At 59.9% G+C, this 21,854-nt stretch carries 21 protein-coding genes; 5 read left to right on the top strand and 16 right to left on the bottom strand.

What is annotated here, in order from left to right; genetic code table 11:
- Nucleotides 1-11: 11 nt before the first annotated feature.
- From ACP7B0_RS21840 to ACP7B0_RS21825, 4 genes are all read right to left on the bottom strand, one after another.
- Nucleotides 12-1,196 (bottom strand): DUF5924 family protein, encoded by a 1,185-nt coding sequence (locus tag ACP7B0_RS21840; RefSeq protein ID WP_426143763.1) that lies wholly within the window; start codon nt 1,194-1,196, stop codon nt 12-14.
- 188 nt (nt 1,197-1,384) lie between these two features.
- Nucleotides 1,385-2,767: a M16 family metallopeptidase gene (locus tag ACP7B0_RS21835; protein WP_426143762.1), complete on the bottom strand. Its 1,383-nt coding sequence runs from the start codon at nt 2,765-2,767 to the stop codon at nt 1,385-1,387.
- 186 nt (nt 2,768-2,953) lie between these two features.
- Nucleotides 2,954-3,721 carry a TerC family protein gene (locus ACP7B0_RS21830; protein WP_426143760.1) on the bottom strand — a complete coding sequence of 256 codons (768 nt, stop codon included), beginning with the start codon at nt 3,719-3,721 and terminating at the stop codon, nt 2,954-2,956.
- A 69-nt stretch (nt 3,722-3,790) separates the two neighbouring features.
- Entirely contained in the window at nt 3,791-5,098 is a 1,308-nt protein-coding gene (locus tag ACP7B0_RS21825) for a CitMHS family transporter (protein WP_426143759.1), read from the bottom strand.
- A gap of 331 nt (nt 5,099-5,429) precedes the next feature.
- Between ACP7B0_RS21825 and ACP7B0_RS21820 the strand changes: the two genes are divergently transcribed.
- Complete coding sequence (locus ACP7B0_RS21820) at nt 5,430-5,831, top strand: GFA family protein (protein ID WP_426143758.1); 402 nt, start codon at nt 5,430-5,432, stop codon at nt 5,829-5,831.
- A gap of 162 nt (nt 5,832-5,993) precedes the next feature.
- Here ACP7B0_RS21820 and ACP7B0_RS21815 read toward each other — a convergent pair whose 3' ends face one another.
- The 6 genes from ACP7B0_RS21815 to exbB form a co-directional block, all read right to left on the bottom strand.
- A complete protein-coding gene (locus tag ACP7B0_RS21815) occupies nt 5,994-7,394 on the bottom strand; it encodes an HDOD domain-containing protein (RefSeq protein ID WP_426143757.1) in 1,401 nt (466 codons plus the stop codon).
- A gap of 86 nt (nt 7,395-7,480) precedes the next feature.
- Complete coding sequence (gene recG, locus ACP7B0_RS21810; RefSeq protein WP_426143756.1) at nt 7,481-9,556, bottom strand: ATP-dependent DNA helicase RecG; 2,076 nt, start codon at nt 9,554-9,556, stop codon at nt 7,481-7,483.
- Between the two features lie 8 nt (nt 9,557-9,564).
- Complete coding sequence (locus ACP7B0_RS21805; RefSeq protein WP_426143755.1) at nt 9,565-10,488, bottom strand: hydrogen peroxide-inducible genes activator; 924 nt, start codon at nt 10,486-10,488, stop codon at nt 9,565-9,567.
- Nucleotides 10,489-10,580: 92 nt separating this feature from the next.
- Entirely contained in the window at nt 10,581-11,333 is a 753-nt protein-coding gene (locus tag ACP7B0_RS21800; protein WP_426143754.1) for an energy transducer TonB, read from the bottom strand.
- Nucleotides 11,330-11,755, bottom strand: a complete 426-nt coding sequence (exbD, locus tag ACP7B0_RS21795) for a TonB system transport protein ExbD (RefSeq protein WP_426143752.1) — start codon at nt 11,753-11,755, stop codon at nt 11,330-11,332. Before exbD ends, ACP7B0_RS21800 begins: the two co-directional genes overlap by 4 nt.
- A 3-nt stretch (nt 11,756-11,758) precedes the next feature.
- Nucleotides 11,759-12,718 (bottom strand): tonB-system energizer ExbB, encoded by a 960-nt coding sequence (gene exbB, locus ACP7B0_RS21790; RefSeq protein WP_426143751.1) that lies wholly within the window; start codon nt 12,716-12,718, stop codon nt 11,759-11,761.
- 215 nt (nt 12,719-12,933) lie between these two features.
- Here exbB and ACP7B0_RS21785 point away from each other — a divergent pair, with 215 nt between their 5' ends.
- Entirely contained in the window at nt 12,934-13,782 is an 849-nt protein-coding gene (locus ACP7B0_RS21785) for an SDR family oxidoreductase (protein ID WP_426143750.1), read from the top strand.
- Nucleotides 13,783-13,903: 121 nt separating this feature from the next.
- Here the strand turns inward: ACP7B0_RS21785 and ACP7B0_RS21780 are convergent, their stop codons facing one another.
- The 6 genes from ACP7B0_RS21780 to ACP7B0_RS21755 all read right to left on the bottom strand — a co-directional run bounded on the left by ACP7B0_RS21780 (nt 13,904) and on the right by ACP7B0_RS21755 (nt 19,169).
- On the bottom strand, nt 13,904-14,638 hold the full coding sequence (locus tag ACP7B0_RS21780) for a hypothetical protein (protein WP_426143748.1): 735 nt from the start codon (nt 14,636-14,638) through the stop codon (nt 13,904-13,906).
- A gap of 52 nt (nt 14,639-14,690) precedes the next feature.
- Entirely contained in the window at nt 14,691-15,071 is a 381-nt protein-coding gene (locus ACP7B0_RS21775) for a RidA family protein (protein ID WP_426143747.1), read from the bottom strand.
- A 23-nt stretch (nt 15,072-15,094) separates the two neighbouring features.
- A complete protein-coding gene (gene spoT / locus ACP7B0_RS21770) occupies nt 15,095-17,200 on the bottom strand; it encodes a bifunctional GTP diphosphokinase/guanosine-3',5'-bis pyrophosphate 3'-pyrophosphohydrolase (RefSeq protein WP_426143746.1) in 2,106 nt (701 codons plus the stop codon).
- 60 nt (nt 17,201-17,260) lie between these two features.
- Nucleotides 17,261-17,524 carry a DNA-directed RNA polymerase subunit omega gene (gene rpoZ / locus ACP7B0_RS21765; protein ID WP_002551500.1) on the bottom strand — a complete coding sequence of 88 codons (264 nt, stop codon included), beginning with the start codon at nt 17,522-17,524 and terminating at the stop codon, nt 17,261-17,263.
- Between the two features lie 147 nt (nt 17,525-17,671).
- Nucleotides 17,672-18,292: a guanylate kinase gene (gmk, locus tag ACP7B0_RS21760; protein WP_426143745.1), complete on the bottom strand. Its 621-nt coding sequence runs from the start codon at nt 18,290-18,292 to the stop codon at nt 17,672-17,674.
- A gap of 13 nt (nt 18,293-18,305) precedes the next feature.
- Entirely contained in the window at nt 18,306-19,169 is an 864-nt protein-coding gene (locus ACP7B0_RS21755; protein ID WP_426143744.1) for a YicC/YloC family endoribonuclease, read from the bottom strand.
- Nucleotides 19,170-19,471: 302 nt separating this feature from the next.
- On the opposite strand from ACP7B0_RS21755, the gene rph reads away from it, so the two are divergent.
- The 3 genes from rph to ACP7B0_RS21740 all read left to right on the top strand — a co-directional run bounded on the left by rph (nt 19,472) and on the right by ACP7B0_RS21740 (nt 21,521).
- Nucleotides 19,472-20,194, top strand: a complete 723-nt coding sequence (gene rph, locus ACP7B0_RS21750; protein WP_426143742.1) for a ribonuclease PH — start codon at nt 19,472-19,474, stop codon at nt 20,192-20,194.
- Nucleotides 20,195-20,217: 23 nt separating this feature from the next.
- On the top strand, nt 20,218-20,586 hold the full coding sequence (locus ACP7B0_RS21745; RefSeq protein ID WP_426143740.1) for a DUF4870 domain-containing protein: 369 nt from the start codon (nt 20,218-20,220) through the stop codon (nt 20,584-20,586).
- A gap of 200 nt (nt 20,587-20,786) precedes the next feature.
- Nucleotides 20,787-21,521, top strand: a complete 735-nt coding sequence (locus ACP7B0_RS21740) for a cysteine hydrolase family protein (RefSeq protein WP_426143739.1) — start codon at nt 20,787-20,789, stop codon at nt 21,519-21,521.
- The last annotated feature ends 333 nt before the right edge of the window (nt 21,522-21,854 follow it).

Below are 21,854 nucleotides of genomic sequence, written 5' to 3'. Positions count from 1 at the left end.
GTTCGGGCCTGTTATTGATCGGGAACCGCGGGCGCACTCGGCATCTCGGTGGCGGGCTCGGCGGGCTTGGCTTCCTTGGTTGCCTCGGACTCTGGCTCGGGTTTTTGTTCTGCCGCGCTGTCATCACCGCCGGGTTTGAGTCGGGTAATTTTCCCCGAAGGCCGGATAACGGCGGGCTGATCGGTGTCGGTGACTTCAAAGCGCAAGACGCCGATCATCTGCCCGTCTTCCGTCAGCACCCTCACCTGCCATTTGCCGACCGCATCCTCCGGGAAGTTGCGCTTGTGCGTCCACGCACGATAACCCTCTTTACGCCCGCCATGAATATCCAGAGCGATGCGATCCACTTCTTTTCCATTAAAACGCCACACATGATAAATGCGTTCGTCCAGGCCGCGGGGTGCATTGATGGCGGTGTAGGCATAAAGGCCACTGCTGCGGATCTGATTGGCGCTGACTTGCTTGATGCTGTCGCCCGGTGCGCGGTTCTTGTTATCGAAATCGGTGCTGACCGCGACCTCGGTCAACCAGAGCGTTGCCGGTGGCACCCATGAGCGCAGCAACCAGCCCGCGCCGCCCATCAGCAACATCGCCAGGACCAGTGCCGCCCCGCGCCGCCAGGTGGTCATGGGCAGCGCCGAGATCAGGCTTGGAAAGGAGAGCACGATGGCGGTGACCAGCGCCAGCTTGTAGCTCTGGGCCGTGGTCAGGTGAACGATGATGGGCAAGGCGGTCAGCAGGGCCGCAAACAGTGTCAGCGTGTGAAAGGCCATGAACAGCCAGCGTCGTGTCGCCAGCCATTTGTAATAGAGCGGATCAATGATCGAAACCAGCCCCGCCGCGCCCAGCAGCGCCGTGAAAATGGACTGCCCGCTGTTCCAGGTGGTGGTGATGAAGAAAAACGGCAGGACAAAGAACAGGCTTTCCTGATGGATCATCTGCGTGCCGTAGCGCAGCAGGCCGGAGGGAATCTCGCGCTTGAACACCTTGGTGAACAACACCACGGCGCTGCTCTCCACCATCAACCATAGCCAGCTGACCAGCATGATGACGGCGATCCAGGTGGCCAGCGCCTCTTGGCGATCCACCAGAATGAAACTGGCAACCCCCGAAATGAAACCACCGGCGGCGATAAGGCCCGGGTAGCGCTTCATCAGATTGGTGATACGCGTGAGGTACGAACTCCATTCGGGCATTTGAGCGATCTACTTGAGTAACACGGAAAAAGCGACTGCAGGATAACAGTGCCGCCGGGGAATTGTGGAGCGTACAAACCCGCAGCAAGGGTGAACGTGCTCGCGATTCGATGCATCAACCGGAGTCTGTGTCGGCTGATTCGACGCTATCGGGAGCACGACGGACCCCCGTCGGTCGCCCCGGCAGTTCATCGGCGCTTGCGGGTTCGGCTAAAGCCCCACCAGAGGATCGCGACCAATAGCCCGAACACCGCAGCGGCCAGCCAAATCAGGCTGGTATACGTCAACAGCGGCTGTTCGACACGCCAGTACCCTGGCTGATTCAACAATTCGCGCATCGCCCGATTGGCGTTGTCCAGGCTCACGGCCTTGATGCGCTTGGCCGGGTCCGTAAAACGTCCTTTTTCGTAATCGTTCAGCGCCCCCCAATAGTAATCGGCCAATGCGCTGTTGCCCTGCACGGCCCAGGTTTGCCTGGCGATGGCCGCTTGCTGCAGGCGGGCGAAGGCGGCCGGGTCAAGGCCGTCTTTGCGCAACGCAGTGAGCATGGCCTGAATATCGTCCCTGGCCTCCTCGACATCGTCACGTTCCACGTCAGCGTTCAGGCTCATGAACCCGCTGTCGCCGAACACTTCGCGGGTAATCGACGGCCCGTAGGACAAGCCGCGCTTGAGTCGCAACTCCTTGTACAGCGCCCAGTCAAGGTAGGCTTTGACCAACTCCCAGGTTTCATCATGCCGGGCATCCAGCAGGGGCTCTGGCAGGATCAAATGCAGGCGTGCGCCCTGACCCAGAACGCCGCGAATCAGCGTGCGTTCGGCTTGCGCGTCGCCATGGGCCTGATCCAGCGGCGGATGATCAATGGGGTCAAGGGCCTCAAGCGCGCCGAAAGTGCGTTCCAGATAGCTGGGCAGCAACCGATCAAGATCGCCCACCACAATCAGGGTCATGTTGTTGGGTGCGTACCAGGCTTTATAGATGCTTTCGATCTGGTCCAGCGTCAGGTGGTCGACCTCAGGGCGCTCAGCGCATTTGAGGCCCAATTCAACCGCCAATTGGCTGCTGGCGCTGTGGCCGAGGTCTTTGCGGTCCAGCCAGCGTTGCAGGTGCGAATAATGGCCGCCGTCCTCACGTTCAACAATGCGTTTTACGGTGTCCAGCGCCTTTTGATTCGGCGTTGTGCGGGTCAATAGGGCCAGGAGCAGGTCAAGCACCTTGCGCTGGTTCTGCGCTGGCGCCTCGATGACGAATGTCGTGTCGGTGTTGCTGGTGAACGCGTTCCACTCGCCACCCAACGCTTGCATGCGTTCTTCCAGCCCGCCTTCGCCGCTGTCATCAATGCCACTGAACAACAAGTGCTCCAGCACATGGGGCAGTTCCTTGTCGGTGCAGTTGAAATCATCAAAGCCGATACCCACCACCAGACGAATAGCCACATGGCCCTTCTCATAGCCCGGTTTGAGCAGCAGTTGCAAACCGTTGGGCAGCAGGTAGCCCTCAACCTGATAGCGGTCGAGTGCTTGTGACGCCGATGAAACCAGAAGCAGACAAGCGAACAGCAGGCAACGCATAAAACGTGCTTCCTTGCGGGCCGGTATGGTTAACAGACTTCGATACGCCCGGGACGTTCACATCAATCCTGTTTGCGGGCTGATCCGCACGCACTCCGCACGCACTCCGTACGGATCAAAACACCTCGCCCGCCAGAACGAAAAACGGGGCTCGCAATGAGCCCCGTCTTCACAGTCTGTACTGGCTTATTGGCCGGGTACATCCTTACGCAGTTTGACCGGATCGCTCTGGGCCCGTTTCTTGGCCGAGGCGATGCGCATCTTGATGTTGATGGCTTCCACCGCCAGCGAAAACGCCATGGCGAAGTAAACATAGCCCTTGGGCACATGCACGTCGAATGCATCGGCAATCAACACGGTACCGACCACGATCAGGAACGACAGCGCGAGCATTTTCAGCGACGGGTGTTTGTCGATGAAGTTGCTGATGGCGCCAGCGCACAGCATCATCACCAGAACCGCTACCACGATGGCCGCAATCATGACCGGAACATGGGAAACCATGCCGACCGCCGTGATCACCGAGTCCAGCGAGAACACGATGTCGATGATCGCAATCTGGATGATGGTGTAGATGAACTTGCCACCCTTGCCTTTCGGCTCGTCCAGGGTTTCTTCTTCACCTTCCAGGCCGTGGTAGATCTCCTGGGAGCTTTTCCACAGCAGGAACAGACCGCCGAAGAACAGGATCAGGTCGCGGCCCGAGAAGCCCTGGCCCATGACTTCAAACAGGTCGTTGGTCAGACGCATGACCCAGGTAATCGACAGCAGCAACAGGATTCGCGTGACCATGGCCAGCGCCAGGCCGAAGATCCGGGTGCGATGCTGCATATGCTTGGGCATACGGCTGACCAGGATCGAGATCATGATGATGTTGTCGATGCCCAGGACGATTTCCAGGGCAGTCAGGGTAAAAAAAGCAATCCAGATTTCTGGACTGGTCAGCCATTCCATAGGTATTCCTTTGAGCGGTTAAACCCTCAGGGCCTGCACACAGGCACGCCTTGAGGCAAGTGATCCGACTTATAGACTGCTGAACAGCGGGAAAATCCCCATCAGCAAGGCGGCGACCATTATGCACAGGCACACCAGCACTGCCCACTTCAAGGTGAAGCGCTGGTGATCGCCAAACTCGATACCGGCCAATGCCACCAGCAAGTAGGTCGAAGGGACCAACGGGCTGAGCAGGTGGACCGGTTGACCCACGATAGACGCGCGAGCCATTTCCACCGGGCTGATGCCGTAATGGGAAGCCGCCTCGGCCAGTACCGGCAACACGCCATAGTAAAACGCGTCGTTGGACATGAAGAACGTGAACGGCATGCTGACCAGCGCGGTAATAACCGCCAGATACGGGCCAAGCGATTCCGGGATCACGGCCAACAGGCTTTTGGACATTGCATCAACCATACCGGTGCCGGACAGGATACCGGTGAAAATACCCGCCGCGAAGATCAGCCCGACCACTGCCAGCACGCTGCCGGCGTGGGCTGCCACACGATCCTTTTGATCCTGCAGGTTCGGGTAGTTGACGATCATCGCGATGCTGAAGGCGATCATGAACAACACCGGCAGCGGCAACAGGCCCGCAATCAATGCCGCCATCAGGCCCAGCGTAAGGAAACCGTTGAACCAGATCAGCTTCGGACGACGTGCGCCGGGGAACTGGGAAACGCTGATTTCACTGTGATTGACATCGTCATCCACCAGATGCAGCTCACCCAGACGAGCCCGCTCGCGTTTGCCGTAGAAGTAAGCGATCACCAGAATCGCGATCACACCGGCACCCATGGCCGGAATCATCGGTACGAAGATGTCGGAAGGGTCCACATGCAATGCGCTCGCCGCCCGTGCGGTCGGGCCGCCCCAAGGCGTCATGTTCATCACGCCACCGGCCAGGATAATCAGGCCGGCCATGATGCGCGGGCTCATGCCGATGCGGCTGTACAGCGGCAGCATGGCCGCCACGCAGATCATGTAAGTGGTCGCGCCGTCACCGTCCAGGGAAACCACCAGGGCCAGCACGGCGGTGCCGACGGAGACCTTTACCGGGTCGCCTTTGACCAGCTGCAAAATCTTGCGCACTGCCGGGTCGAAGAGACCCGAGTCGATCATCAGCGCGAAATAAAGAATAGCGAACATCAACATCACGCCGGTTGGCGCAAGCTTGGTGATGCCGGAGAGCATCATCGGCCCGATTTCAGAGGCAAAGCCGCCGAACAGAGCAAAAATGATCGGCACCAGGATCAAGGCAATCAACGCGGACAGGCGCTTGCTCATGATCAGGTACATGAAGGCGACAACCATGGCAAAGCCGAGGAAGGTCAACATAGGGAATACTCCAGGCGTAACGCGACTTGGGAAAGGGCGAAGTGACGAATCAGCTCAAGGGGAGCGGCGCGTGGAGTCGAAGCGGAATGGGGGCGTGCAGGGAGGCGTGACAGGACATCAGATTCACCATTGTTGTTGTTAACTGGGCCGTTGAGTGCGAACAAAACACTCGTGTGGCTGACCGGTCTGTTGCCGGCGGTGTGTGAATCCTAATGACCCAAGCTTTCAGCTACCTTTCGCGGCCTGAACCGTCGATCATGTGTGATGACAACAATGGCGAGCAGCGGCTGTCACAGGCTGTATCGGTCCAGACTGCAAAAGGAGAAGGGAAATGAGCGCTATCAACACCGGTGGCTGCCATTGCGGCAGCCTGCGCTATGAGTTCGATGCGCCCTTGCAGGACATCGCTCATTGCCATTGTTCGATCTGTCGGCGCACCTCGGGCGGCATCGTCATGACCTGGATCACGATCCCGTTGAATTCATTCAGGTGGACCGAGGGAAGCCCGAAAAGCTATGACTCCGGGCCGACCTGCGTGCGCTATTTCTGCGGTAACTGCGGCGCCCAACTGGCGTTGTTTTCCCGCAACAGCCCTGAAGCGATGGACGTGACCATCGCCACTCTGGACCACCCGGAGCAGGCACCTGCCGACCGGCACATCTGGACCGAAAGCCGTCTGCCGTGGCTGCATCTGGACGAGCAGTTGCCGGAAGAGCCAGGTGAGACGTTGTAGCAGATCGTCCAATCGCCGCCACGCGTTGCAAGCTCCGGCCGCGTTGGAGCGAGGCTTGCCCGCGAATCGTAATCCCGGTCAACATTTCTTTCGCATGAAGTGACGCCCTTCGCGGGCAAGCCTCGCTCCAACGAACAAGAGCCCTCTCATTCGAGGCTGTTTTTAATGCGGACCAAACTGCGAAGCCAGTTCGCGCAGCAGCACTTCAGCCTCCAGCACCTTGCGCACGGACTCTTCGGCCTTTTCGCGGCTCAGGCCCAGACGGCTGAACAGCTCTTCCGGAATGTCTTCCTGGGGGCCGGAACCGATGCCGTTCTGGCGCAGCAAACGCACGGACAGATACACCAGATTGGCGTATTCGTAATGTTCGCCATCATACGAAGGGTCGTGCTGAAAGCGCAGCGCGGTGGCCAGTTCATTGGGCATGTCCCAGTAGCGCATCAGCCACGAACCGATCTGCTCACGGCTGATGCCAAGCAAATGCTGCTCGACATAGCTGTGGTGCAGGTGCGGGTTGACCTCCAGTTGGCGGCAGATCAGCGAAAAATGGGGCGGAAACACGTGGGCCAGCAACAGATAGCCAAAGTTGTGCAACAGACCGGCCAGGTAGGTCAGCCCGCCCTCGGGGCGCTTGGCACGAGGTATTGCACGGGTCAGGCCCTCGATAACCGCCGCCGTGTAGATCGACTGTTGCCAGTAAGGCGTGGTCTGTTGCGGGTGATCCTTGGGCAGGCTGAGGGTTTTGCCCAGTGCCAGACCCAACGCCAGGTTGATCACCAGATCGAAGCCCAGCACCCGAACAATAGCGTCTTCAACCGAGCGAATCCTGCCGGTTGAGGCGTAATACGGCGACGCGGCCCAACTCACCACTTGCGCCGCCAGCGCGGGATCGGTTTCGACCACGCCGGTGATGTCATCAATAGTGGCATCGGGATCGACCCGCAGCTTGATAATGCGCTGCGCGGTTTCGGCCAGCGGCGGGATTTCCAGGGTCGCTTCCAGACGTTGCTGAATGCGCCGCGCCGTGAAGGCGTGCATGGCCTGGGTGATTTCCTCGCGGTCGTCGTGGGGGCGATCAAGATTGGGGTGAATCGTACTCAGCAACTCGCCGAAACGCGCGGCGCTGGCTTTGTTGAGCATGGTCTTGAAGTCATCACTGCTGATTTCCAGCAGGATACCCGGCTCCCCGGACCCCATCAGCAGGGTGGGCTCCTGAAGCAAGCGCTCTTCGTAAAGGCAAGGGGAACTGGTGAGTGCGGGCAGGCCCGGCAATGTTCGCAGGCTGTGTTTGGCCAGCATGCGAACCAGACGATCATGAGGCACCGCCGTCAGCTTGCGCCCGGTCAGCTCGGTAATCGCGTTCAGGTCCAGAAGCTGGTTTTGCGGAAACAGAATCAGAAGGGCGCCGACCGCATCCTCGACCAACACCGCCTGAATTTTTCGCTCAGCGGGCAGGTGAGTGTCATCAATGACTTCCTTGTAGTCTATCGCCAACTTGCCAAGCAGCTGACGGATAACGGATGGCGCATGGGGAGCTTCATCAACGTGGGCAGCGTCTGTCATGGTTTGTGTCCAAATTCCTACAATCGCTGAAGTATAACCAGCTTCGTTATTTTGAGTATGAAGCACACGCCAAAGCCTGACTCACATCACACCTGGCCGTACTGTTGGCCGTGCCGCAGCCAGCGCTCCAGTAACGGGCTGACATGTTGCGGCCAGCGTTCCAGCAAGGCCTGAGCGGCATCGCGGACGGCGGGCAACAGGTCTGCGTCGCGCATGAGGTCTGCCACCTTGAACTGCAATAGGCCGGTTTGCCGGGTGCCGAGCATTTCGCCCGGGCCGCGCAGTTCCAGGTCTTTTTCGGCGATGACGAAACCGTCGTTGGTTTCACGCATGATGCCCAGCCGCTGACGGCCGATCTGTGAAAGCGGTGGATGATAGAGCAATACGCAGTGGCTGGCCGCGCTGCCGCGACCCACGCGGCCGCGCAGTTGGTGCAGTTGCGCAAGGCCCAGGCGTTCCGGGTTTTCGATGATCATCAGGCTGGCATTGGGCACGTCCACACCGACTTCGATCACCGTGGTGGCCACCAGCAGTTGCAGCTCGCCCTGTTTGAATTCCGCCATGACAGCGGCTTTTTCGGCAGGCTTCATGCGGCCATGGATCAAGCCGACCCGCAGCTCGCCCAGGGCGCTGGTCAGGTCTTCATACGTCGTTTCGGCGGCCTGGCACGTCAGCTCCTCGGATTCTTCGATCAGCGTGCAGACCCAATACGCCTGACGTCCTTCGGCGCACGCGGCGCGTACCCGTTCGATCACTTCGACACGCCGGGTATCGGTGACCAGCACGGTATTGACCGGTGTTCGTCCGGGGGGCAGTTCGTCGAGAATCGAAGTGTCGAGGTCGGCGTAAGCGCTCATGGCCAGGGTTCGCGGGATGGGCGTGGCGGTCATGATCAATTGATGCGGGCACATCAGGCCACCGACGCCTTTTTTGCGCAGGGCCAGACGTTGTTGCACGCCGAAGCGGTGCTGCTCGTCGATGATCACCAGTGCGAGGTTCTTGAACTGCACCTCATCCTGGAACAGCGCGTGAGTGCCCACGACCATAGGCGTGCCGCCCGCGATCTGCGCCAGCGAAGCAACCCGAGCCTTGCCCTTGAGTTTGCCCGCCAGCCAGGCGACTTCGATGCCCAATGGTTCAAGCCAGCGCTGGAAATTGATGTAGTGCTGTTCGGCCAGAATCTCGGTGGGTGCCATCAACGCCACCTGATAACCCGCTTCCAGCGCCTGCAAGGCCGCCAGTGCCGCCACCACGGTCTTGCCCGCGCCCACATCCCCCTGAATCAGGCGCAGCATGGGCTCCGGCTGGCTCAGGTCATAGGCCACTTCATTGCCGACCCGTTGCTGAGCGCCCGTGGGCGGGAAGCCCAGGTTGGCGAGGAATTTTTTCGGCAGCTTCTTCGCCAGAGGCAGGGCCGGGGCGCGTTGCGAGCGCAGGCTTTCGCGCAATCGCTGCTGCGAGAGTTGATGGGTCAGCAGCTCTTCGAACGCCAGCCGGTGCTGTGCCCAGTGATGGCCAATGGCGAGTTCTTCCACATCCGCGTCCGCGGGCGGGTGATGCAGGTAACGAATCGCGTCATCCAGCGGCGCCAGTTGATAATCCCGGGCCAGTTCTTCAGGCAGCCAGTCCGGCAGACTTTTAGGGCCGAGCATGGCGAGCGTCTGCTGGGACAACTGGCGCAGACGTTGCTGGGTCAGGCCTTCAGTGGTGGGGTAGATCGGGGTCAGCGTTTGTTCCACCGGCGCGGGTTCATCACCGGTCAGAGCGCGGTATTCCGGGTGGTAAATCTCCAGGCCGGATGCACCGGGCCTGGCTTCACCAAAACAGCGCAGATGAGTGCCGCGCTTCATGCCTTCCTTCTGCGCATTGCTGAAATGGTAGAAGCGCAGGCTCAGGGTTCCGGTGCCATCGCTCAGGCGCACCAGCAGGCTGCGCCGCTTGCCCATGACCACATCGGCGCCGCTGACCACACCTTCGATCACCGCGTCCTGTCCCGGCCGCAGTTGACCGATGGGCACAACACGGGTGCGGTCCTGATAACGCAATGGCAGGTGAAACAGCACGTCCTGCAGGTTTTCGAGACCGACCTTGGCCAGTTTTTCAGCCATGGCCTCGCCCACGCCTTTGAGCGCCGTGACCGAAACCGTGGAGAGCTCGCTCATGGCCCTGCTTAGCTCGCTTCGGTTTTCGGACGGGCGACGGAACACAAGCGCACGGAGTCCGCGAGGATTTCAATCGCTTTGGGCCGAGGGAAGCTGGCACGCCAGGCAATCGCAACGGTACGAAACGGCACCGGCGGCGTCAGCGGACGAACCTCTATGACCCCAGGCGCGTAGTGATGACTGTCCACGGCGGACATTGGCAGGATCGAAATACCCAGTCCGGACGCAACCATGTGGCGGATGGTCTCCAGAGAGCTGGACTCAACCGTCGTGTGTCTGGCGCCTTCGCTGCCTTTGGCCAGCGTCGGGCAGGCCTCCAGCACCTGATCCCGGAAGCAGTGCCCTTCGCCGAGCAATAGCAGGCTCTTGTCGTTGAGGGCCGAGGCATCAATGGTTTCTTTGCGCGTCCATGGATGGTCGGCGGGCATCAGCACGTAAAACGGTTCGTCGTACAGCGGCAACGTCAGCACATCGGCTTCGTTGAACGGCAGCGCAATGATGATCGCGTCCAGCTCACCGTTGCGCAGCTTGTCGCGCAGCACATGGGTGAAGTTTTCTTCGATATAAAGCGGCATTTGCGGCGCAACACGGTGCAACTGAGGGATCAGGTGCGGAAACAGGTAAGGCCCGACGGTGTAGATCGCGCCGACCTTGAGAGGAGCCGTCAGCTGGTTTTTGCCCGCCTGCGCCAGTTCGCGGATCCCTTGAGCCTGTTCCAGTACCTTCTGGGCTTGAGCAACGATGCCTTCGCCAACTGGCGTCAGGCGTACCGCGCTTTTGCTGCGCTCGAAGATCAGCACGCCCAGCTCGTCTTCCAGCTTTTTGACACCCACTGACAGGGTCGGCTGGCTGACGTGGCACCGTTCGGCCGCGTGGCCGAAATGCTGTTCCTGGGCAAGGGTAACGATGTAGCGCAATTCTGTGAGGGTCATAACGTGCGTCCATGAAGTTGCGACCCCAGCATAGCGGCTGCAATCAATAGACGCACGTTATCAAGGTCACTGCTGTGTATCAAAAGTTCGTTTTAGCGCCTGTCCAGCGAGTAAACGAAAGGTGCGAGGATTTCGATAGTGCCGTTGTTCAGGGTTTCAGCCGGTGGCTTGGGCAGCGGTTGGGCGCGACGGATCATTTCCATCGTGGCCCGGTCCAGTGCCGGACTGCCTGAACTGCCTGCAATCGAAGCCGACAAGACGTTGCCCTGGGCATCTACAACGAAACGCAGACGGCTGACGCCCTGCATGCCGCGACGACGTGCATCCTCGGGATACTTCTTGTACCTGGCCAGGTGGCGCAGCAAGTCGCTTTGCCAGTTTGGCAGCGCATTGCTCGGTGGCGAAGGCGGACTCGGTGGCGTCGGCGCTACGGGCTTTTCGGCCTTGGCAGTGGTCGGCGGCGTGTCGATCGGCTTTTCCTGCACCGGTTTTTCCTGAGGGGGCTCAGGTTTCTTGATCGGCTTGGGCGGCTGGGGTTTTGGCTTTGGCTTGGGTTTCTCCACCGGCTTTTGCACGGCGATTTGCGGTTTCGGCGCTTCCGCCACCTTGGGCTCGGGGATCTGCTCCTCCGGCTCGGGCGGTGGAGGGGGCTGCACAACGGCAGGCGGCGGAGGCGGCGCAGGCACAGGCTCAGGCGCCAGCTCGACCATCATTGCCGCCGGAGGTAGCTCGATTGCCTGGGATGCCGGCCAGCGCAGCGCAACAATGATCGCGATGGCATGCACGGCAAGCACCAACAACAGACTACCGCTATAGCGCGTCAGTTTTTGGCGCGAATTGATCATTTCTTACCAACCGTCTCAAGACCGACCAGACCGACTTTCAGGTAGCCCGCGCTACGCAGGGCATTCATGACCTCCATCAGATCGCCGTAATCCACGCCTTTGTCAGCCTGGAAGAAGATCGTGGTGTCCTTTTTGCCCTTGGTCCGGGCATCAAGCGTCCGTCCGAGTTGTTCGCGAGCGACCTTGTCATCACCCAGGTACAGGCTCTGGTCCGCCTTGACGCTGAGGAAGATCGGCTTTTCGGGCCGAGGCTGCGGCGTGGCGGTGGAGGCGGGCAGGTCGACTTTGATGTCTACCGTTGCCAGCGGCGCGGCCACCATGAAAATGATCAGCAGGACCAACATGACGTCGATGAACGGCGTGACGTTGATTTCGTGGTTTTCGACGAGGTCGTCGTCGCCTTCTTTCAGATGCATGCCCAAGGTTTAGCCCACCTTGACCATGTGCGGCGACTGGGAGCGTTCGGCAGGCTGATGATCAAGATCGCGGCTGACCAGGAGCAGGACATGAGCCGATGCGTCGGACACTTGCGCCTTGTAGCCTGCGATGGAGCGGGCGAAGACGTTGTAGATAACGACCGCAGGAATCGCTGCAACCAGCCCCAGCGCCGTCGCCAGCAGGGCCTCGGCGATGCCCGGTGCCACAACGGCCAGGTTGGTGGTCTGGGTTTTGGCGATGCCGATGAAGCTGTTCATGATGCCCCAGACGGTGCCGAACAAACCTACGAAGGGCGCAGTGGAGCCGATGGTCGCGAGCACGCCGGTGCCCATGCTCATGTTACGGCCGCAGGCCGCTACCAGACGCTCAAGACGGAAGCTGACGCGTTCCTTGATGCCTTCACGTTCGCGGCTGTTGGCCGACAAGCGCATTTCTTCCAGCGCGTCATGGACCAGAAGATTGGCCAGCGTGCCTTGTTTTGCAGCGGTTTCACTGGCTTCGGTCAGCGTGCGTGCTTTTTTCAGGTTGGCAATTTCAGTGCGCAGGCGGCGTTTGGCGCCCAGCAATTCGAAACCCTTGGCGATCCAGATGGTCCAGGTAATGATCGAGGCAATGGCCAGGCCGATCATGACGGCTTTGACGATAACGTCCGCGTTCTGGTACATGCCCCATGGCGACAGGTCGTGGGCCATGCCCAGGCTGTTGTCTTCAGCGTCGACAACCGCAGGGCCTTCGACCGGTGCGACGTCCTCCGACATCGGCGCAGCGGCAGTCGGCGCCGGGGCGGAGGCAGACGCTGAGGCGCCAGCCGGTGCTGCAGGCGCTGTCTGGTCGGCCAATGCCAGGGGAGCAAGCATCAGGCTCAGCAGCAAAACGGCAATTGCACGCCATGCCCGCGTAAGGCTGGGAAGTTTGGTAGGCGAAGCGGAGGAGTCGATACGTGTCATGCTGGCCGGACCTGAGAAGAGAAATAGGTGAGTCGTTCTGCGGCGTCGCGCTGGGCGTTCGACGCTGGAAGGAGAACAAACGGGCCGTCATTATTGCAAGTAATTCTTGTTAACAAAAGTAATACAGTATCTTTTTTCTTTCGCTCGCAGCGACGCGACCGGGTTTTCGCCCAATGCCCGCTGCGTTCACTTGCCATTTTCTGTGGAGAATCGACATGTCTGCCCCCTCCGTCCTGATCGCTGGATGTGGCGATATTGGAAGTCGTCTGGCCAATCGGTTGTTGCCGGATCAGTGGACCGTCTTCGGGCTGCGCCGCACGGTGTCTCGCCTGCCCGAGGGTGTGATCGGGATTGCAGGTGACCTTTTTCAGGCACAAGCGCCAGTGGATTGGCCGACAGCCCGCATCGATTACCTGGTCTATTGCGCCACCCCCACCGAGCGTGACGAAGCGGGCTATCGCGCCGCCTACGTACAAGGCTTGCAGCATGTGCTGGGATGGCTCGCGCAGCACGGCCAGCGTCCCAGGCGGATCATTTTCGTATCCAGTAGCAGCGTCTATGGTCAGCAGCACGGGGAATGGGTCGACGAAACCTCGCCCACAGACGCCAGTAACTATTCCGGCAAGGTGATGCTGGAGGCCGAGCAAGTGGCCTTGCAAAGCGGTTTACCCGCCAGCGTGGTGCGCCTTACGGGCATTTATGGGCCGGGGCGCACGGACTTGGCGAATCGGGTTCGTCAGGGGTACAGCGTTGCCAACGAGCCACCTTTATATGGCAACCGGATCCATGCCGATGACGCGGCGGGCCTGCTGGCGTATCTGCTTCAAGCGGATTCAAAAGGTGTGGAGCTGGACGATTGCTACATAGGCGTTGATGACGCCCCTGCACCCTTGGGTGAAGTCGTCGCCTGGCTGCGCGAATACCTGGGTGTCACGGAGTGGGCGGAAAACTCGACCCTGCGCCGGTCCGGCAGCAAGCGCTGCAGCAATGCTCGCGCTAAAGCGCTGGGCTGGGTGCCGCGTTATGCAACGTATCGGGAGGGGTATAAGGCGATGCTTGGCTAAAAGGACAACATCGGACTGTTGAAGCGAGGCTTGCCCGCGAATCGGACTCCCAGCCGACATATTTGTCGCTGGATATGACGCCTTCGCGGGCAAGCCTCGCTCCAACAGAACTTGTGTTAACTCAGTTGCGCTCCAGCAACCAGCGACGCGCACCCGGGCGCAGCTCTGGCATCTGGTCGGCAGCGGCGTTGTTGACCGCCTGGAAAATCTCCAGCTGATTGCCGGTGCGCGAGAAGATCCAGGCATTGCCTTGCTCGGCTTTTTCCAGCCACATGCTGTCGTACTCGCCGCTCATGGCCGCACAATCTCCGGCCAGACACAATGCATAACGATCGTTCTCCGGAAGACCCTGCACGCTGCCATCCGGCATGAACTGCACGGTGCTGCCTTGGCCATCGCCGCTGACGATGGTCCATTTGCCGCCCATATAGGCGCCGTACAGGGCCTTTTCAAAGCTGCTGCCCGCGGGTGCGCCCGCAGGCGCCGGGGTCGCAGGTTTTTCGAAACGCTGCTCCGGGCCGGAGTCGCTGGCGGTCTGAATCAACTGGTCGCCCTTGATCTCAAGCTTTTCCACGGAGTTGTAGTAGTCGACCCGCAACTTGCCATCGGCGGCGCTGGTGATCTTGCCTTCGCCCACTTCAAAACCGTTGGAATACAGCGCCTGACTGGCCTTGGTGTTGATTTGCCATTCGAGGTTCGGGCCGTTGGCAAGCAGCGCCTGACGGAGATTGTCGCCCTTGACGGCGGCGTCGATGGCGGCCTGGTTGATCCAGGTGCCGTCAGGATTGCGGTCGGCGTGGCTGGCACAGCCGGTCAAAAAAACGGCAACCAGCGAGAGGGCAAGCGCAAAGCGCATAACGGAGTCCTTCTTTTCAGGTGCGGCGGGGCGGTGGCGCCCCGCGAGGGATTTATTCGACGACGAGAATGGCGTCCATCTCGACCTGCGCGCCTCGCGGCAGGGCTGCAACGCCAATGGCTGCACGCGCCGGGTAAGGCTGCTGGAAATAGGTGCCCATGATTTCGTTGACCTTGGCGAAGTTGCCCAGATCAGTCAAAAAGATGTTCAGTTTGACGATGTCCTTGAAGGAACCACCTGCCGCTTCAGCCACCGACTTGAGGTTCTCGAACACCTGAACGATCTGGGCTTCGATGCCTTCGACCAGCTCCATGGTTTTCGGGTCCAGTGGGATCTGCCCGGACATGTAGACAGTATTGCCAGCTTTGATGGCCTGAGAATACGGGCCGATGGCCGCAGGGGCATTGTCGCTGGTGATAACAGTCTTGGTCATGAAGAACTCCTGATGATGGTTGGCTACGCACGCATGCGAGTGATGCGGATGACTCCGGCCAGGGCGCGCAGTTTTCGGATGACGCGGGCCAGATGCACCCGGTCGTGAACGCTGACGACCAGCTGAACCACGCTGATGCGCCCGTCGCGCTCATCCATGCTGATTTTCTCGATGTTGCCGTCGGCGGCGTTGACGCTGCTGGCCAGAAGCGCGATCAGGCCGCGCTGGTGTTCCAGTTCGACCCGCAACTCGACATTGAATTCGCCTGTCACGTCCTTGGCCCAGGAAAGCTGGATGCATTTTTCCGGGTTGTGGCGGATTTCGCTGATGTTGCGGCAGTTGTCCAGGTGCACGACCATCCCTTTGCCTGCGGACAGGTGGCCGACGATCGGGTCGCCAGGGATCGGTGTACAGCACTTGGCGTAGCTCAGCACCAGACCTTCAGTGCCACGAATCGCCAGCGGGCCTTCGGTGCTCGGCAGTTGCTCGCTTTCGCCCAGCAGGCGACGGGCGACGACGTAAGCCATGCGATTACCCAGGCCGATGTCTTCGAGCAAGTCTTCGATGAATTCAGCGCGGTACTCGCCGAGGACCAGCTGCACGCGATCGGCAGGGATTTTTTCCAGGCTGCTGTCGAAGCCGTTCAGCACCTTGTTCAACAGGCGCTCGCCAAGGCTGATGGACTCCGAGCGGCGCTGCAGTTTGAGGGCGTGGCGGATATGCGTGCGAGCCTTGCCCGTGACGACAAAGTTCAGCCAGGCAGGGTTCGGACGCGCACCCGGCGCGCTGACGATTTCGACCGTCGAACCGCTTTGCAACGGTTCGGACAGCGGCGCCAGACGGCGATTGATCCGGCAGGCGATGCAGCTGTTGCCCACGTCGGTATGCACCGCATAGGCAAAATCCACCGCCGTGGAGCCTTTGGGCAGCTCCATGATCCGGCCTTTGGGCGTGAAGACGTAAACCTCGTCCGGAAACAGGTCGATCTTGACGCTTTCAATGAATTCCAGGGAGTTGCCGGCACGCTGCTGCATTTCCAGCACGCCTTTGACCCATTGGCGAGCCCGGGCATGAGTGCCTTTGGGTGCTTCGTCGCCCGGGGATTTGTAGAGCCAATGAGCGGCGATCCCGTTGTTGGCCATTTCTTCCATTTCGCGGGTGCGAATCTGGATTTCGATGGGCACGCCATGCATACCGAACAACGTCGTATGCAGGGACTGATAGCCGTTGGCCTTGGGGATCGCGATGTAATCCTTGAAGCGCCCCGGCAGCGGCTTGTACAAGTTATGCACAGCGCCGAGCACGCGATAGCAGGTGTCGACCTTGTCGACGATGATGCGGAACGCGTAGACATCCATGATTTCATTGAAGGCGCGACGCTTGCCGCGCATCTTCTTGTAGATGCCGTACAGGTGTTTCTGCCGCCCGCTGACTTCGCCTTCGATCTCGTCCACCGCCAGGCAATGGCTCAAGGACTCTTCGATCTTGTTGACCAGTTCCTTGCGATTGCCCCGTGCCCGCTTGACCGCATGACCGATCCGCGAAGAGCGCATCGGGTACATGGCCTTGAAACCCAGGTCTTCGAATTCGATACGAATGCTGTGCATGCCCAGCCGGTTGGCAATGGGTGCATAGATTTCCAGGGTTTCCTTGGCAATGCGACGGCGCTTCTCACCGGAAAGGACTTCCAGGGTGCGCATGTTGTGCAGCCGGTCGGCAAGCTTGACCAGAATCACCCGAATGTCGCGGGCCATGGCCATGGCCATTTTCTGGAAGTTTTCCGCCTGGGCTTCAGCCTTGGTCTCGAAGTTCATCTGGGTCAGTTTGCTGACCCCGTCGACCAGTTCGGCCACGGTTTCGCCAAACTGGGCGCAGAGCGCTTCCTTGGCAATACCGGTGTCTTCGATGACGTCATGCAGCATCGCGGCCATCAGGCTTTGATGGTCCATGTGCATGTCAGCAAGGATGTTGGCCACCGCAAGAGGATGCGTGACGTAGGCTTCACCGCTGCGACGGCGTTGACCGTCGTGGGCTTGTTCGGCGTAGAAATACGCTCGGCGGACCAGATTGACCTGGTCCTTGCCGAGATAGGTCGACAGTCGATCGGCGAGGGCGTCTATGCTCGGCAAGGCGTGACCCCCTGCCAATGGCTTGTACCCTGCGCCGTACTACGTCGACCCGGCATAGGCTTAGACGGCCTCGTTGGACTCGTCCTCAAACGCTGCGAACAATGGTTCATCTTCAACGATTTCAGCTTCTGCAATAACTGCGTAGTCCATCAGGCCCGCTGCGATTTCACGCAGAGCCATAACGGTGGGCTTGTCGTTTTCCCAGGCCAGCTTTGGTTCTTTGCCGCCGGTTGCCAGTTGACGGGCACGCTTGGTAGAGAGCATGACCAGCTCAAAGCGGTTATCCACGTGTTCTAGGCAGTCTTCAACGGTTACGCGGGCCATGGGTATTCCTCGTAGCAAATGCGGATGCGCGATGCCCGGATGGGCGAGCGGACTCGGTAGTTTACAAGCTGCGAGCCCCAAGCTTCAAGCGGCAAGCCGTCCTCAGCCTTATTTAGCTGACGGACCGTGGCTTGCAGCGTGCTGATATCAACCCAGCAACTGGGCGAGCAGATGGCTGAAACGCTGCTGTTGGTGCAACTGGGTCAGCAGGTTGGCGCGGAAAATCGCTTTCAGGTCTTCCAGCGCCGTGGCGAAGTCATCGTTGATGACGATGTAGTCATATTCCTTGTAGTGACTCATCTCGCTGACCGCTTCACGCATGCGGCCTTCGATGATTTCATCGCTGTCCTGGCCGCGATTGGTCAGGCGCTGACGCAAGGCTTGCTGGGTCGGCGGCAGAATGAAGATCGACGTGGCATGGGGCATCACTGCGCGCACTTGCTCGGCGCCCTGCCAGTCGATTTCAAGAATCAGGTCATGGCCTTCGTCCAGCGTTTGCTGCAAGTGGCTTTGCGACGTGCCATACAGATTGCCGAAAACCTCCGCCTGCTCGAGGAAATCGTTATGTTCGATCATGCGCACGAACTCGGCGCGGTCGACGAAATGGTAGTTCACGCCGTCCACTTCGCCCGGGCGCATGGCGCGGGTGGTGTGGGAAACCGAAACGCGGATCGACGGCTGGGCGTCGACCAGGGCCTTGACCAGACTGGTCTTGCCCGCGCCGGAAGGTGCGGAAATGATGTACAGGGTGCCGGTGCTGTGGGTCATGTCAGGGGTTGCCTTACTCAATATTCTGCACTTGTTCACGCATTTGCTCGATCAACACTTTGAGGTTGACCGCCGCTTGCGTGCTGCGCGGGTCGAAGGCTTTGGAGCCCAATGTATTGGCTTCGCGGTTGAGCTCTTGCATCAGGAAATCCAGACGTCGCCCGGCCTGTCCGCCCGCCTTGAGCACGCGACGGACCTCGGTGACGTGTGTGCTGAGGCGATCGAGCTCTTCGGCGACGTCGCTTTTCTGGGCCAGCAGGACCATTTCCTGTTCCAGCCGCTGCGGATCGAGTTCGGCCTTCATGTCGGCAAACCGATCCAGAACTTTCTGGCGTTGGGTCGCGAGCATCTGCGGAACCAGGGTTTTCAGGGTGGCGACTTCGGTGACGATGGCATCCAGGCGCTCATTGAGCAGCTTGGCCAGATCGGCCCCTTCGCGGCCACGGCCGTTTTTCAGCTCGGTCAGCGCTTCGTTGAACAGCGTCAGGGCTTCATGGTTGAGCGCCTGCGGATCGCTGGCGTCGGCCACCAGAACACCCGGCCACGCCAGAACTTCCAGCGGGTTGAGCGGTGCGGGCTGCTGGATGAGGCTGGCGACAATTTCTGCGGCGGCGACCAGTTGGGCCGCTCGGTCGCGATCAACCTGTAACGGTTTGCCGGCGGTTTCTTCGACGAAACGCAGGGTGCATTCAACTTTGCCGCGGGAAAGGCCCTGGCGCAGCGCTTCGCGGATGGCGCCTTCCAGATCCCGGAAAGACTCCGGCAGACGCAAATGCGGCTCCAGATAACGATGGTTGACCGAGCGCAGTTCCCAGCTCAGTGTGCCTTGTGCCCCGGCCCGTTCGACCCGGGCAAACGCCGTCATGCTGTGGACCATGGGAAACACCTCTTTAAATCCGGTGAACAGCACACTGCTTCGGCCAGTGACCAATAGATGTCACGAAAAGTCGAGAGGCTGTAAAGGCGCAGGATTGTAGCGCAGTGCAAGGCAGGCTCCCAATCCGGGAATGCGACAGGCGATGCATGGTGTTGCATGTCGCGTCATCAGTGCCCGCAAACACCCGCTGCAACGCCCGCTCACCCGCTGGATCACCCTCAACCGAGTTTTAGATGTGCCCAGTCCGGGCTGTCGCCTCTATAATGCTCGGCAGTTTTCCGTCTCAGTACAGGTATTCCCAAATGAAACGTCCAAGTGGTCGCGCCGCCGATCAGCTCCGCTCGATCCGCATCACCCGCAACTACACCAAACACGCCGAGGGTTCTGTACTGGTCGAGTTTGGTGATACCAAAGTGATTTGCACCGTCAGCGTCGAGAGCGGCGTTCCACGCTTCCTCAAAGGCCAGGGTCAGGGTTGGCTGACTGCCGAGTACGGCATGCTGCCGCGCGCCACCGGCGAGCGTAACCAGCGTGAAGCCAGCCGTGGCAAGCAAGGCGGGCGTACGCTGGAAATCCAGCGTTTGATCGGTCGTTCCCTGCGCGCTTCGCTGGACATGTCCAAGCTGGGCGACGTGACGCTGTACGTCGATTGCGACGTGATCCAGGCCGATGGCGGCACGCGCACAGCGTCCATCACCGGTGCCATGGTTGCTTTGGCCGATGCCTTGAAAGTGATCAAGAAGCGCGGCGGCCTCAAAGGCGGCGACCCGCTCAAGCAGATGATCGCCGCTGTTTCGGTGGGCATGTATCAGGGCGAGCCTGTGCTTGATCTGGACTATCTTGAAGACTCCGCAGCCGAGACCGACCTCAACGTGGTCATGACCAGCGCTGGCGGTTTCATCGAAGTACAAGGCACCGCTGAAGGCGCGCCGTTCCAGCCGGAAGAGCTGAACGCGATGCTGGCGCTGGCTCAGAAAGGCATGGCTGAACTGTTCGAACTGCAAACCGCTGCATTGGCCGACTGATCGACAACCCCGAGGGATCGCACATGAGTGACAGCCAGCTACCGCTGCCCAAACCCGATTCAGAAATCCGCCAATGGGCGATGTTCTGTCACTTTGCCGCATTCTTCGGCCTGATCTTCCCGTTCGGCAACGTGCTGGGGCCGCTGATCATCTGGCAGATCAAAAAAGAAGCCGATCCCTTTATTGATGCCCAGGGCAAGGAAGCCCTGAACTTCCAGATCACCGTGTCTATCGCCGCCATGATCTGCATGCTGCTGATGGTTGTCATCATCGGCTTCCCGCTGATGGTGCTGGTGGGTGTGGGGGCGTTGGTGCTGACCATCATTGGCGGTATGAAAGCCAATGACGGCCTGCCTTACCGCTACCCGTTCACCTGGCGTCTGGTCAAATAACGATCAAATGCGCCCATGTTCATGGGCGCATCCGCTGTATTCAATGCTCTGACCGACCGAGCTCTGTTCCTGCCTTTCGGTGTCTAAAGTCATCAATGTTCTGTGCCCTTTTCGCACGCCTCACGTGCTTGTTGCCGCGTTGTTGCCGCCCGGGATAACTCCTAGGCTGGACAGGTCAACCACACACCCAAAGGCCAGACATGTCATTCGTTGTTTCGCTGCCGCAAAAACGGAGTCGATCCCTGCCGGACCTTTTGAAGGCCGCTCTTGCAGGTTTCGGCGTTGTCGCCGCCCAGTTTTCATGGGCGGCTGATCTGTCACCAGCCCCCGACTTGACCATTCGTGCAATCTCAGGCGCCATGCCGGTCGATCACATTGATCGCAAGACGACGGCCTTGCTCGTCATCGACTTTCAGAACGAGTACTTCACCGGCAGGTTGCCGATTCCCGATGGCATGAAGGCTCTGGAAAACACCCAGCGTCTGATCCGCTTTGCCGACGGGGCAAATCTGCCGGTGATCCATGTCCGGCACGTCGCCCCCAAGGATTCGCCAGTGTTTGCGGCAGGCAGTGAAGGCGTTGGGTTTCATCCGCTGATGATGCCTCGTGCTCACGACAGAACCCTGAGCAAAACCACAGTCAGCGTATTCGCCAGTACGGATCTGGACGCCGAGTTGAAGCGCGCAGGCATCAAGACCGTCATTGTTGCGGGCCTGATGACCCATGCCTGTGTTGCCGGCGCGGCACGTGATGCCGTTCCGCTGGGCTATTCGGTGGTCGTTGCCTCTGATGCCACCGCCACCCGTGCGATTACAGTCAAAGACACGCAATCGGTGAGCGCTGATGAATTGCATCGCTCCGCACTGGCTTCCATTGAAGACACCTTCGGTGATGTGATGACAACCGAGCGCATCACCTTATTGCCAGTGCAATAGCCCTCCTTGCCCGCGGCCTTTTCGACGCTCCGTGTTGCGCCGGGTCAGCGCGGGATCCGCGGGCCTTTGTCACCGGGTAGCTGATGGGGCGCATCGACTGTTCGCGGGATTTCCCTTCGTCAGGCAGTTGCTGGTGCCGCTGGCGGGCATTGGCGTTGTATGACATTTCCTATGCGTTTTTCGGAAAGGTCTGTGGATACGGCGCGCCACCACAATATCGGTCTGTCACCTCGAAAGCACTAGTCTGAGCGTCCAGTCGGATCTTCTGCCCCGCGTCGAGTGGACAAGACCTTTCCCGCTGTTGATAGGGATCAGTCCTGCATACAGCACCGG

Source organism: Pseudomonas sp. DWP3-1-2 (assembly GCF_049896285.1).
GTDB lineage: Bacteria > Pseudomonadota > Gammaproteobacteria > Pseudomonadales > Pseudomonadaceae > Aquipseudomonas.
This window is presented reverse-complemented; position numbering and strand designations above follow the sequence as displayed.